Genomic DNA, 12042 nt, shown 5'->3' with positions numbered 1-12042 from the left:
GTGTTTTTCCATGGTATGCGTGATTAATGACTCGTAATAAACAAGTACAATTCGCCGACACTCATGAGTGGATAATCCCCAAATCTTAGACTTTTGTTTAAGCTTGCAGATTGAATGCTGCAAGTTAATCTAAAATCTAAAATCGACTGACTAATGACTAATGACTAATGACTACCAAACATAACAAAGCACTTCACCGCCTAAACCTTGGCGTCGAGCTTCTCGATCGGTCATAATGCCGCTGGAGGTGGAGATAATGGCAATGCCAATTCCGCCTAATACTCTGGGCAGTTCTTTGCGGTTCGAGTAAACGCGCAGTCCTGGTTTGCTGACTCGCTTAAGTGCCGTGATAATGGGCTTGCGAGTTTTACCTTTGTACTTTAGAGAAAGCACTATAGTTCGCTTTACGCCTTCTGGTTCTGCTTCTTCAAATTCGCTGATAAAGCCTTCGTTTTTGAGAACTTGGGCGATGCTACGGGTCATTTTTGTAGCTGGAATTTGTGTTGTTTGGTGGCGCGCCATGCAAGAATTGCGAATGCGCGTCAACATATCTGCTATGGTATCGTTAGCTGCCATGTGAAAGATCCTTACTCTACTGCTTAGTTGTCCCGGAAGGGCATTCCCATTTCTTTGAGCAAGGCGCGTCCTTCTTCGTCGGTGTTTGCTGTGGTGATAATTGAAATGTCCATGCCTCGAATTTGATCGATGCGGTCATATTCTATTTCTGGAAAGATTAGCTGTTCTCTCAGACCCAAGCTGTAGTTGCCGCGCCCGTCAAAGCTTTTGGGACTGATGCCGCGGAAGTCGCGGATGCGTGGGAGTGCGAGGTTGATGAGCCGATCGAGAAAATCGTACATCCGATCGCCCCGCAGCGTCACCATCACGCCGACTGGTACTCCTTTGCGGATTTTGAAGCCTGCGATCGCTTTTTTCGCGCGAGTCACCACTGGTTTTTGTCCGGTGATGATGGCAATTTCATTCAGCGACGAATCCAGTGCCTTAGCATTTTGAGAAGCTTCTCCCAAACCGCGGTTAACGGTAACTTTGATAAGTTTGGGAACCTGATGGATATTAGTATATTTAAACTGATCCATCAGTGTGGGAACGATTTTACCTTGATAAAGAACTTTGAGTTTGTCCGGCATAGTTTTGGTGTTTCGTTAACTGTCCCTGGGCTTGGTCAGGGAATTGTTCTTTGTCAGTTGTCAGTTGATAGTTGTCAGTTGTTAGTTGCCAATTAAGGACTAATGACTAATGACTGAGGACTAATGACTAATTATCGAGGATTTCTCCGGTTTTTTTGAGTTGTCGCAGTTTGCGGCCGTCTTCACTAAATGTATAGCAGACGCGGCTGGCGACTTTCTCTTTTTCGGAATAGTGCATCACATTTGAGCTGTGAATGGGAGCCTCAAAGGTGACGATTTTTCCCGATTCCCCTTCTTGTTGGGGTTTGACGTGCTTGGTTCGGATATTTACGCCTTTAACAATTACTTTGCTGACTTTAGGATATGTCTTTAAGATTTGTCCGACTTTTCCTTTCTCTTTGCCAGTAATTATTTGCACGGTGTCGCCTGCTTTGACGTGCATTCTGTAGCGCTGCGGTTCGCTAGTTGGTTTACCCTTTTTTCCGTACATTTTAAAGTACCTCTGGGGCTAAGGAAACGATTTTAGTAAAGTTTTTGTCGCGCAGTTCGCGGGCTACTGGGCCGAAAACGCGAGTGCCTTTGGGGTTGCCTTCGGGATTGATAATCACGGCTGCATTGTCGTCAAAACGAATGCTCATGCCGCTGTCGCGACGCAAGGCTTTGCGGGTTCTGACAATGACGGCTCTGACGACATCGGATTTTTTGACTGCCATATTGGGGATGGCGTCTTTGACGACGGCAATGATGACATCGCCGACTCCGCCGTAGCGACGGTTGCCGCCTCCCAATACGCGGATGCACATGAGCTTGCGGGCTCCGCTATTGTCGGCGACATTGAGGTATGTCTGGGGTTGAATCATGGTGATTGGGGAAAAGGTAATTTGATGCTTGCTAACTGCTAAGTGCTAATTGCTGCTAATTGATGGTTAATCACAGGGTCGATCGATCGAGAAAGCCGATCGCACTACGCGAGCAATTAGAAATTAACTGTTAACCCTTTGTTGCACCGAAAATCTCAGCAACCGTCCAGCGTTTGGTTTTGCTCAGAGGGCGAGTTTCAGTGATGCGGACACGATCGCCCGATTTGCACTTATTTTCTTCGTCGTGAGCTTTGTAGCGCTTGGTGCGGACTACGATTTTGCCGTATTTGGTGTGGGAGGAGCGGTTTTCGATCGCTACCACGACGGTTTTGTTCATTTTGTCGCTGACTACTACGCCAACTCGTTCTTTAACTGCCATACCTACCTATTGTTGTTGTGCAATTGAGTTTTTTTGAACTACTGTGCGAACCTCGGCTCGGCTGCTGCTAACTACTCGCTGACTGCGGTGGGAGCAGACTTGAGAGCTGCCTCAGCAGCGATTTGGCGTTCGCGTTCAACTGTCATTAATTGAGCCAGCCGGTGTTTGGCGTGCTTGAACAGGTGAGGCTTTTCCATGCGGCCGGTAGCTTGCTGAAGCCGCAAGTCCATTAGTTGGCGCTTGACGGCTAAAATTTGCTCTGCTACTGCTGCATCGCTTAATTCTCTAGCTTCTTTAATCTTGGTCAAAGACATAGTTGTGTGCTTTATCGTTAGCGGTCTAGTGAAGACAGAATTCTTTCTGATGCTGAAGACCGAAGGGAAAAAAAGTTGTACGTGCCAGATTTTAAATTTCTGACGAATGCAGACCTAATTCTACCTTCGATCGCCACTATGACGGGCTTTCTTCGCGGGTGATGAACTTGGTTTTAATCGGTAATTTGAAAGATGCCAAACGCATTGCTTCGCGGGCAATTTCTTCAGTGACGCCACCAATTTCAAACATGATCCGACCGGGTTTGACGACGGCCACCCAAAATTCCGGTGCGCCTTTACCAGAACCCATCCGGGTTTCTGCTGCGCGCTGGGTGACTGGTTTGTCGGGGAAAATGCGAATCCAGATTTTGCCACCCCGGCGGATATAGCGGGTCATGGCACGCCGTCCGGCTTCTATTTGGCGGGAAGTGATCCAGGCTGGTTCGACGGCTTGGAGGGCAAAGTCGCCAAAGCTAACTGAGCTGCCGCGGGTGGAAATACCGCTCATTCGCCCGCGCTGTTGTTTGCGGAATTTTGTTCTTTTAGGGCTTAACATGACTGGGGAATTCAGTAATTGGTAATCGGTATAGCGGACAGCACGAACTTACTCGCCCGGGATCTGTCAACTGTCAACTGTCAACTGTCAATTGTCAATTGACTGTTAGCCTTCGTTCGATCGATCTTCAAAGTTCTGACGGCGGCGCTTTTGTTTGGTGCGGGGCACGGCTGCATTTGGTGCGGCTTCTTGTTCCTGTCCGGGAATAATTTCGCCTTTGAAAACCCAAACTTTAATCCCGAGAATACCGTAGATGGTTTGAGCGGTGCAGTAGGAATAGTCGATGTCGGCCCGCAGGGTGTGCAAGGGGACTCGGCCTTCGCGCGTCCATTCTGTACGGGCGATTTCTGCGCCGTTGAGGCGTCCGCTAACTTGAATTTTGATGCCTTGAATGCCGACTTTTTGAGCGCGGGTGATTGCTTGGCGGACTACTCGGCGGAAGGATACGCGCCGTTCTAGTTGCTGGGCGATATATTCTGCGATCAGTGTGGCATCGGCGTCTACGCGCTGAACTTCAACGACGTTGATGCGAATTTGGCGGTTGTTGCCGAGTTGCTGCTGCAAACCGACGCGCAAAGTTTCGATACCTGCTCCGCCACGGCCTACGACTACGCCTGGTCTGGCGGTGAAGACTTCTAGGTCGATTTGATCGGCTTTGCGCTCAATTCTGACCGAGGAAATACCAGCATTACTGAGGGTTTTGCGGACGTACTTGCGAATTTTGAAGTCTTCTTGCAAGAGTTCTGGATAGTTTTTCGGGTCAGCAAACCAGCGAGAGCGGTGCTCTTGGGTAATGCCGAGACGAAAACCAATTGGATGTATTTTTTGGCCCATAATATTTGATGAGTTAATTGGTAATTCGTAATTGGTAACTGGTAATTGGTAATTGATGATTACCGATTTTTGGTCAACTTTAAGCTGTTTATTACCTATTACGTTTTTCCGTGGTTTAGTCTTCTAAAAGCGGAGCAACTATTACCGTAATGTGGCAAGTTGGCTTGCGAATTTGGTAGGCGCGACCTTGAGCGCGGGGTCTAAAGCGTTTGAGGACTGGGCCTTGGTCTGCGTAAGCTTGAGAGACTACGAGCTTGGTTTTGTCCAATCCTGCGTTGTGTTCGGCGTTGGCTACTGCCGATCGCAAAACTTTAACGATTGGTTCGCAGGCGCGGTAGGGCATGAATTCGAGTAAAATCAGCGCTTCTTGGTAGCTTTTGCCGCGAATTTGGTCGAGGACTCGGCGCACTTTGAAGGGCGATGTCCGGATGTAACGGGCGATCGCCTTAATTTCGGATGTGGTATCTATAACCATTTCGATTTGGGTAAGTAGGTAATTGGCAATTGGGAAAAAGGTAATTGGTAATTGAATGAAAAAATTTCGATTACCTATTACCTGTCACCTAATTTGGCTATCTTTTCGCCTTTTTATCACCACTTTTCGCGTGACCTCTAAAGGTGCGAGTGGGGGAGAATTCTCCGAGTTTGTGACCTACCATTTGGTCTGTCAGGTAGACTGGGACGTGCTGTCTGCCGTTGTGAACTGCGATCGTGTGACCTACCATTTGAGGCAGGATTGTGGAAGATCGCGACCAAGTTTTAATTACTTGTTTTTGGCCTGCGGCGTTGAGTTTTTCAATCTTTGTCATCAGATGATCTGCGACAAATGGGCCTTTTTTTAACGATCGAGACATGGTTTTGGTAATTAGTAATTAGTAGTTGGAATTGAATAGGGAAGAAAGTTGCAGGAATAAAAGAGTACGGACAACTTTTTCGTTGTTCCTTCTTCCTTCTTCCTTCTTCCTTCTTCCTTCTTCCTTCTTCCTTAACTTTGTCTGCCGCCCTTCCCACGCTTGGAAGATTTGCGACGGCGCCGGACGATTAAAGCGTCGCTGCGCTTGTTTTTGCTTCGAGTTTTGGCACCCAATGCTGGTTTGCCCCAAGGAGTCATAGGCCCCGGACGCCCGATGGGCGCTCTGCCTTCGCCACCACCGTGCGGGTGATCCACCGGGTTCATTACACTACCGCGAACGGTTGGTCTGCGACCTTTCCAGCGGGTACGGCCTGCTTTACCGAGGCTGATGTTTCTGGCGTCTGTGTTGCCAACTTGACCGATCGTAGCGTAGCAGTCGGCGCGGACTTTCCGTTGTTCGCCGGATGGCAGTTTGAGGGTGACGTAGCTACCTTCTTTTGCCATTAGCTGAGCGCTGGAGCCTGCGGAACGGACGATTTGTCCGCCTTTTCCTGGTACTAGCTCGACGTTGTGGACGCTGGTACCGAGGGGAATGTTCTTCAGGGGTAGGGCGTTGCCAATTTCGATCGGCGCGTCTGGGCCTGAGACAATTACTGTACCGACGTTTAAGTTGAGCGGGTGCAGGATGTACCGTTTTTCGCCGTCTTTGTAGAACAAAAGGGCGATGCGGGCGTTGCGGTTGGGGTCATATTCGATCGCCTTGACGGTAGCAGGAATGCTGTGTTTGTCGCGGCGGAAGTCGATCGTTCTATAAAGCCGTTTGTGACCGCCTCCCCGGTGGCGACAGGTAATGACGCCTCGGTTGTTGCGGCCTTGTTTGGTGTGCTTGTTGCTAGTTAGAGACTTTTCAGGCTCTGACTTGGTAATCTCAGCGAAGTCCGAGACGGTATGTTCCCGGGTGCTGGAGGTATAAGGTCGGTAAGAACGAATGCCCATAATCGCTTTTAGATTTTAGATTTTAGACTTGGGATTTTGGACTTGACAGTTTTGGATTTTAGATTTGGGATTAAGTTAACTTGCGAGTTTCCTGGATAGGAAGTTTGCATCAGTTAACTGGAATCTAAAATCTAAAATCTAAAATCCAAAATTGGCTAAACTTCTGGGAATAGGAGTTTGCGGATCGAGTCTCCGTCTAGCAGAGTTACTGTTGCTCGCTTGTAGCAAGGTTTAAAGCCGACGAATTTACCTACTCGGCGCTTTTTTCGCGGCGGGTTTTGGGTGTTGACGCCAATGACTTTGACCTTAAATAGTTCTTCGATTGCAGCTTTGATTTGAGGCTTGGTCGCTTTTGGCGCTACGTCAAATGTGAATTGATTTAATTCCATCATTCGGGTAGCTTTCTCGGTGAGAATCGGACGCTGGATCAAATCTGCGTAGTCGCGGGGGTCGATTTTACTCACCGTAAATCTCCTGAATTTTTGCTATGGCTGTAGAGGTGACGATTATTTTGTCAGCCGCGAGAACGTCGTAAACATTCAGAGAAGTTGCCAAGATGACGTTGACTAATTCGATGTTGCGTCCTGACAGGTAAACGTTGAGTTGCGGTTCTGGCAAGATTAACAGAACTTTTTTATGGGCTTCGATACCCCAACGGGCGATCGCACTTAGCAATTCTTTGCTTTTCGGTCTCGGAAATTGCTCTGCAAATTCTTCAACCACAATGATGTCTTCGGTACGGCTAAAGAATGCTGTCCGCAAAGCGAGACGGCGTTCTTTTTTGTTCATTTTGACTTCAAAGTCTCTGGGTTTCGGTCCGAAGATGACACCGCCGCCCCGCCACAACGGAGAACGGATCGAACCTGCTCTGGCTCGACCTGTGCCTTTTTGACGCCAGGGTTTGCGGCCGCCGCCTCTAACTTCCGATCGAGTTTTGGTGCAAGCATTCCCTTGACGGGCGTTGACCATTTGCCGTCTCAAGGCTCTGTGAACGATGTGAGACGCATTTTCTTCTTTGGCTACGCGAAGCTCTAAAGTTGTTTCTCCAACTTCTTCGCCTTGCCAATTTCGCACTACACAGTTAACCATATCTTTTGTCCTTTTTCCTTTGTCAGTTGTTGGTTGTTAGTTGTTAGTTGTCAGTTGTTGGTTGTTATTTGTTGATTGTTAGTTGTTAGTTGTTGCTAATAACCAATAACCAATAACAAATAACCAATAACCAATAACTACCACCCAACTTTTTTCTCAGGAACAACATTGACTAAGGCGCCAGCTTTTCCGGGAACTGCTCCCTTGATCAGCAACAAATTCTGCTCTGCATCCACCCGGACAATTGTCAGTTTGCGGACGGTAACTTGAACGTTGCCCATGCGTCCTGCCATTCTTTTACCGGGATAGACGCGTCCGGGAGTGGTTCCAGGTCCGATCGATCCAGGTTCGCGGTGATTCTTAGAACCGTGAGACATGGGGCCGCGTTTGAAGTTGTGGCGCTTTTGAAAGCCTGCAAAACCTTTACCGATGCTGGTACCGATGACATCTACGATTTGTCCCGGTGTAAAAGCGTCTGCTTTTACTTGTTGGCCTAATTCAAAGGAACTGGTATCTTCCAAGCGGTATTCGTGCAAGTGGCGCAATGGATTCGCCCCCGACTTGGCAAGGTGTCCCAATTCTGGCTTGTTGAGAGCCTTTGGTTTTACTTCTTCGTATCCAATCTGAATGGCAGTGTAGCCATCAGTTTGTTTAGTTTTGATTTGAGTTACTGTACAAGGCCCTGCTTGTATGACGGTGACGGGGATTGCTCTCCCTTCAGCGTCAAACACTTGAGTCATGCCTAGTTTAGTGCCAAGAATGCCTACAGACACGGATTTTTTTCCTTTTATTTACGCAAGAGGTTTCGGATTGCGAAGTTTACGTCAATCCGCTTGCTCTTGTGCAGAAACATCTATTTCAGTGTTCCTGCAATTAACTGTTATCAACCAACAGCTTTCCTCGGTGTTTAAAATTTGAGTTTTAAATTTGGGAGCGAGCTTGTGGAAGTCTTGCAAGGGTTGAGATTCTAGGTTTTTTACCTATTCGATCTCCGAGTTTAATGTCGGTCTTGCTTATTTGGGCTAGGACTTGAATAGCAAGCTACTCAGTATCCTTTCACAGCGCCAGTTAACAATATTACATGAAGTGTTTGTTATTTGTCAAGGCCTTTTTTGATAACTTTTCGCCTCAGCTTTAGCATTTATAATACTTTAAGCTCGCAATGGGCGATCGACCAAATTTTAAACAGCAGGCTAGACAAATTTATGGGACTGATTACAACTGGTGCGGATATGATTCGGGATTTGGAAAAGTCGGGGTCGCTAGCCCTGTACGTTCCTTTAGAGGGAGGATTTGAGGGCCGTTACCTGCGACGGCTGCGGGCTGCCGGCTACGGTGCGTACACGATTACGGCGCGGGGTTTGGGCGATTTGGCGATGTATTTGACCGGAGTTCACGGGGTGCGGCCGCCGCATTTGGGCAAGAAAACTACTGGTAATGAAGGGGCTGTGGGTTACACCTACTATGTACCTCCGATGTTGCAAACTCAATTAGATAATTTGCCGCCAAAATCAAAAGGACTGGTGCTTTGGATTATTGAAGGGCAGGTTTTGTCGAGTCAGGAAGTTGAGTATTTGACTGTTTTGCCGACGCTAGAGCCGCGAGTTAAAATAGCAGTAGAGATGGGGGGCGATCGAGCTTTTAGCTGGAAGCCGCTTAAAAACGCTTTAGTTGCAGCTTAAATTCGGGTATTTGCGATCGCAAATCAACTAAAAAAACGCAGCGAGCAAAATCAAGCTCAACCGCTTATGCTCGCTGGTTTTGCTCTTTTTTGGAAAAACTTCTTAATTAACAGGAAAAATCTTATGCTTCAGAACCGCGATTATACAATCATCATTGACAAAAGCGGCAGTATGTACACCAAAGACCAGATGGGAGGAAAAAGTCGCTGGGCGCTGATGCAAGAATCGACTGTCGCACTGGCGAATAAATGCGAAGAACTTGACCCAGACGGCATCACAGTTTACGTTTTTTCTGGTCGCTTCAAACGCTACGAAAATGTAACATCAGCTAAAGTAGTGCAAATCTTCCAAGAAAACGAACCTTCCGGGACTACAAATTTGGCTGCGGTGCTGCTAGATTCTCTCAACAATTATTTTCAGCGCAAAGCATCCGGTAAGACCAAGCCAAATGGCGAAACCATATTAGTGGTGACGGACGGCGAACCGGACGATCGCAAGGAAGTAATGAAAACAATTATAGAGGCATCGCGGAAGCTCGATCGAGATGAAGAGCTGGCGATTTCCTTCATTCAAGTAGGGAATGCCCCGGAAGCGACTAAGTTTCTCAAGATATTGGATGACGAACTGCAAAGCGCCGGAGCTAAATTCGATATCGTTGATACAGTGACGATGGATGATATCGAAGGAATGACCCTGACGGAAGTATTGCTGAATGCAATAACTGATTGAGGAGGCTGCGGGTTGTTTGCGGGACTATATTTGTGCCTGGTTGCTGGGCAGGATTTTTTAAAGGGGGTTTTAAGTCATGGAATCGATCGATCGCCTGTTAGCTGAACTTAGGGCAGAATATCAAGCATCTCAAAAAAATCGCGACGCGCCAAGTCAGCCGCCAGTGGAAGCACAACCGCTTTCCCAACCAGCAGCAGTGCCGTCAAATCAAACTTTTAAAACAGCAGATATCAAGTATTCTGGTACTTTTGACAAGGATTTAGCTGAAATCAAGGCTGAATACGAAGCACAAAATAAAGCTCAGGAAGTGGCTGCACAACAACCGCTTCAGCCTCTGCACGAAGCAGAAAATAAACCTCAGGAAGTGACGGCACTAGCACCGAAGCCAGCAGAAAAGATTGTGCAGTCAGAGTTAGACGTACAAACGCACAGGCAGAAAGTTAGGCAAGCTCAGGTTTGGCTGAAGAATTTGGATAAAAATTCCGATGAGAGATATTGGTTCGATCAGTTTGCTTTTAAGTATAGTTCGAGGATAGATGCGGCGATCGACTATTTGCAAGCTGTGAATGAGTTTGATTGAAAAGGTTTGTAGTGAGGACTTTAGTCCTTCTTTAATGCGGACTGAAGTCCTCACTACCAACCCAAGAGAGAAGGTTTGTAGTGAGGACTTTAGTCCTTCTTGAATGCGGACTAAAGTCCTGACTACGAACCGAATGGTCGATCGTCTTTTGGAACAGATGTAGGATTCAGCAGAAATGAAGCCGATCTTTTTGCTGTACTTTCAGATAGCTTAATTTGTTTGAATTCAACAATACCATCGGCTATAAAAGAATCTCTCAAGGCCGCCTTTTCTCCGCTGTTAAAAACAGTTTCGTAAAATACTTCGCGAATGCCGGCGGAAATAATTAATTTCAAACAATAAATGCAGGGTTCTAAAGTCACATAAATGCTAGCTCCAGCCGTAGATATGCCGTGTTTGGCAGCAGTGGCGATCGCATTTGCTTCAGCGTGAACCGCCCGCGACGGCAAAGTTTTGCTAGCATCGCAACTGCTCAAACCCGGATAGCAGAAGCCTTGAGCCGTGCAGTGTACCGAACCTGAGGGGGAACCGTTGTAACCCGTAGCTAAAACTTGCCTGTTTTTAGCGATTACCGCGCCGACGGGAAATGCCAGACAAGTCGATCGCGTTGCGGCCAATTTTGCCAACATCAAAAAGTATTCATCCCAATTTGGTCTTTGATAGGTTTTATTCATAAGCTGCTGTATTTTTTTCTGTTCCAAAACGTTTTTAAGTTGGTTCAAAGCATCTTCATAAGTCTGAAACTGAACTTCAGCAATTACTGTAGGGATACCCAGTGGAAATCTTGATATAACTTTATCTTTTTCATAAATAATCACAATAGGAATATTATTCATTTCAGCATAAGCTAGCTCCATTCCCACACCAAAAGAGAAGGAGCCAAGGTAAGCAATGACTAAATCTGATGTACTAACTTGATGTTTGTCTCTCTCAAATACTTGGCTAGGACTAATGTCAGGGTTATTGATGGGATCGGTATACATATGTGGAACATACGCTTGAAAACCTATTTCTTGGCAAAGCAGACCAATGGCTTCATAGAAACTCTTGACTTCTGCTGGTTTCTCAATTCCTGTTAAAGCACCAGATATATATACTTTGTTCATTGATTTTTACGCTTTCTCAACAGTATTATTTTGGAACAGAGGTTGCTTTAGGGGTGGGTGCTATTTGTGTCTTTGGTGTGATGATTGGTTTTGGATCAAAAGAAGGTGGTGAAGAAGGTTTCAAAACTGCTACCCATGTCCCAATTGCTCCCCCAATTGCTGCTAATGCCGCGACAATCGTAGCCCAAACCATCGGTTCCCACTGTGGCAAATACTTAAAAACTAAACGGTAGCGAATAGATTTCTGTTTAAGCTCATCCTTGGCTTTTTTATATTCAGACGATTGCTCTAACGCTTTTAAAATATCATTTTTATCTCCTTTTCTCCACAGATTTTGTGAATCGTTTAACCAGCTTCTAAGTTCCGGCGGTGTTGGATAGTCTTCAGGAATAGCATCATGAAGCTTACCAGGATCGTCTCTATATGCCGAAGAAAAAGAAGATTTTGAACTCAACCTATGAATTCTTAAATATGCAATAGTATCACCTACTTTAATCTGTATATCGTTGTCTGATAAATTATGAAGAGCTATAGCCATCACACCTCCATAATTAGGATTAACTCTTGTTCCAAGATGTCCTATTCCCTGTGACACTAATTTTACTTGTGAATGAATTACTCCACATAAATAATTGTTAACAAATACTGACTCATTAGTCCATATTATAGCTGTTTTTCGGCTTGGAATTTTAATAAGTTTATTATCCTGTCGATCTTTTAAAAGCAATGTTTGTTTCTGTTGAGTCTGTTGATCTATGTTAAATGTATAAGCATATTCACTTGCCGTTAGGCGTAAACAGCAACCTCTGATGCTATGTTCTCTCCCTTTAAAAGGATAAATAAATATCCCTCTACCTAGCTCATTGATAATATCCCACTCGCTTAGAACCGACATAAACTATTTCCTATGCTTTAACTT

19 protein-coding genes are annotated in these 12042 nt (G+C 46.1%); 3 read left to right on the top strand and 16 right to left on the bottom strand.

The annotated features are described in order from the left end of the window. Window positions 1-171: 171 nt before the first annotated feature. From rpsH to rplC, 14 genes are all read right to left on the bottom strand, one after another. Complete coding sequence (gene rpsH, locus JGK36_RS02555) at window positions 172-576, bottom strand: 30S ribosomal protein S8 (protein WP_194010353.1); 405 nt, start codon at window positions 574-576, stop codon at window positions 172-174. 23 nt (window positions 577-599) lie between these two features. Further along, complete coding sequence (gene rplE, locus JGK36_RS02550) at window positions 600-1145, bottom strand: 50S ribosomal protein L5 (RefSeq protein ID WP_293150725.1); 546 nt, start codon at window positions 1143-1145, stop codon at window positions 600-602. A gap of 127 nt (window positions 1146-1272) precedes the next feature. Beyond that, a complete protein-coding gene (gene rplX, locus JGK36_RS02545) occupies window positions 1273-1635 on the bottom strand; it encodes a 50S ribosomal protein L24 (protein WP_293175986.1) in 363 nt (120 codons plus the stop codon). Between the two features lies 1 nt (window position 1636). Next, on the bottom strand, window positions 1637-2005 hold the full coding sequence (gene rplN / locus JGK36_RS02540) for a 50S ribosomal protein L14 (protein WP_193973611.1): 369 nt from the start codon (window positions 2003-2005) through the stop codon (window positions 1637-1639). A gap of 130 nt (window positions 2006-2135) precedes the next feature. Continuing rightward, window positions 2136-2384 carry a 30S ribosomal protein S17 gene (gene rpsQ, locus JGK36_RS02535; RefSeq protein ID WP_293175988.1) on the bottom strand — a complete coding sequence of 83 codons (249 nt, stop codon included), beginning with the start codon at window positions 2382-2384 and terminating at the stop codon, window positions 2136-2138. Between the two features lie 71 nt (window positions 2385-2455). Further along, window positions 2456-2698 (bottom strand): 50S ribosomal protein L29, encoded by a 243-nt coding sequence (gene rpmC, locus JGK36_RS02530; protein ID WP_293133890.1) that lies wholly within the window; start codon window positions 2696-2698, stop codon window positions 2456-2458. Window positions 2699-2834: 136 nt separating this feature from the next. Further along, complete coding sequence (gene rplP, locus JGK36_RS02525) at window positions 2835-3254, bottom strand: 50S ribosomal protein L16 (RefSeq protein WP_293175990.1); 420 nt, start codon at window positions 3252-3254, stop codon at window positions 2835-2837. A gap of 105 nt (window positions 3255-3359) precedes the next feature. Further along, window positions 3360-4088, bottom strand: a complete 729-nt coding sequence (gene rpsC, locus JGK36_RS02520) for a 30S ribosomal protein S3 (RefSeq protein ID WP_293133893.1) — start codon at window positions 4086-4088, stop codon at window positions 3360-3362. A gap of 115 nt (window positions 4089-4203) precedes the next feature. Continuing rightward, window positions 4204-4563, bottom strand: coding sequence for a 50S ribosomal protein L22 (gene rplV / locus JGK36_RS02515; RefSeq protein WP_193973606.1), 360 nt, complete (start codon window positions 4561-4563; stop codon window positions 4204-4206). A gap of 97 nt (window positions 4564-4660) precedes the next feature. Then, on the bottom strand, window positions 4661-4942 hold the full coding sequence (rpsS, locus tag JGK36_RS02510) for a 30S ribosomal protein S19 (RefSeq protein ID WP_041623488.1): 282 nt from the start codon (window positions 4940-4942) through the stop codon (window positions 4661-4663). Between the two features lie 131 nt (window positions 4943-5073). Then, on the bottom strand, window positions 5074-5937 hold the full coding sequence (gene rplB, locus JGK36_RS02505) for a 50S ribosomal protein L2 (RefSeq protein WP_293175992.1): 864 nt from the start codon (window positions 5935-5937) through the stop codon (window positions 5074-5076). A 155-nt stretch (window positions 5938-6092) separates the two neighbouring features. Continuing rightward, complete coding sequence (locus tag JGK36_RS02500; RefSeq protein WP_293133910.1) at window positions 6093-6401, bottom strand: 50S ribosomal protein L23; 309 nt, start codon at window positions 6399-6401, stop codon at window positions 6093-6095. Next, window positions 6394-7026, bottom strand: a complete 633-nt coding sequence (rplD, locus tag JGK36_RS02495; RefSeq protein WP_293175994.1) for a 50S ribosomal protein L4 — start codon at window positions 7024-7026, stop codon at window positions 6394-6396. The genes JGK36_RS02500 and rplD overlap by 8 nt, the downstream gene beginning before the upstream one ends. A 137-nt stretch (window positions 7027-7163) precedes the next feature. Continuing rightward, the gene (gene rplC, locus JGK36_RS02490) at window positions 7164-7799 is read right to left on the bottom strand and encodes a 50S ribosomal protein L3 (protein WP_293133914.1); all 636 of its coding nucleotides are present in this window, start codon (window positions 7797-7799) and stop codon (window positions 7164-7166) included. Window positions 7800-8231: 432 nt separating this feature from the next. Here rplC and JGK36_RS02485 point away from each other — a divergent pair, with 432 nt between their 5' ends. The 3 genes from JGK36_RS02485 (at window position 8232) to JGK36_RS02475 (ending at window position 10017) form a co-directional block, all read left to right on the top strand. Further along, window positions 8232-8708 (top strand): NAD(P)H-quinone oxidoreductase subunit N, encoded by a 477-nt coding sequence (locus tag JGK36_RS02485; RefSeq protein WP_293133916.1) that lies wholly within the window; start codon window positions 8232-8234, stop codon window positions 8706-8708. Window positions 8709-8831: 123 nt separating this feature from the next. Continuing rightward, window positions 8832-9437: a VWA domain-containing protein gene (locus JGK36_RS02480; RefSeq protein ID WP_293133918.1), complete on the top strand. Its 606-nt coding sequence runs from the start codon at window positions 8832-8834 to the stop codon at window positions 9435-9437. A gap of 76 nt (window positions 9438-9513) precedes the next feature. After that, entirely contained in the window at window positions 9514-10017 is a 504-nt protein-coding gene (locus JGK36_RS02475; protein ID WP_293175996.1) for a hypothetical protein, read from the top strand. A gap of 122 nt (window positions 10018-10139) precedes the next feature. Here JGK36_RS02475 and JGK36_RS02470 read toward each other — a convergent pair whose 3' ends face one another. Next, the gene (locus tag JGK36_RS02470) at window positions 10140-10691 is read right to left on the bottom strand and encodes a dCMP deaminase family protein (RefSeq protein WP_293176028.1); all 552 of its coding nucleotides are present in this window, start codon (window positions 10689-10691) and stop codon (window positions 10140-10142) included. 457 nt (window positions 10692-11148) lie between these two features. Then, a complete protein-coding gene (locus JGK36_RS02465) occupies window positions 11149-12018 on the bottom strand; it encodes a hypothetical protein (RefSeq protein ID WP_293195921.1) in 870 nt (289 codons plus the stop codon). Between the last annotated feature and the right edge of the window lie 24 nt (window positions 12019-12042).

Source organism: Microcoleus sp. PH2017_35_SFW_U_B (genome assembly GCF_020737865.1).
GTDB lineage: Bacteria > Cyanobacteriota > Cyanobacteriia > Cyanobacteriales > Microcoleaceae > Microcoleus.
Note: the sequence above shows the minus strand (reverse complement) of the source record. Positions and strands in the feature narration are given on the sequence as shown.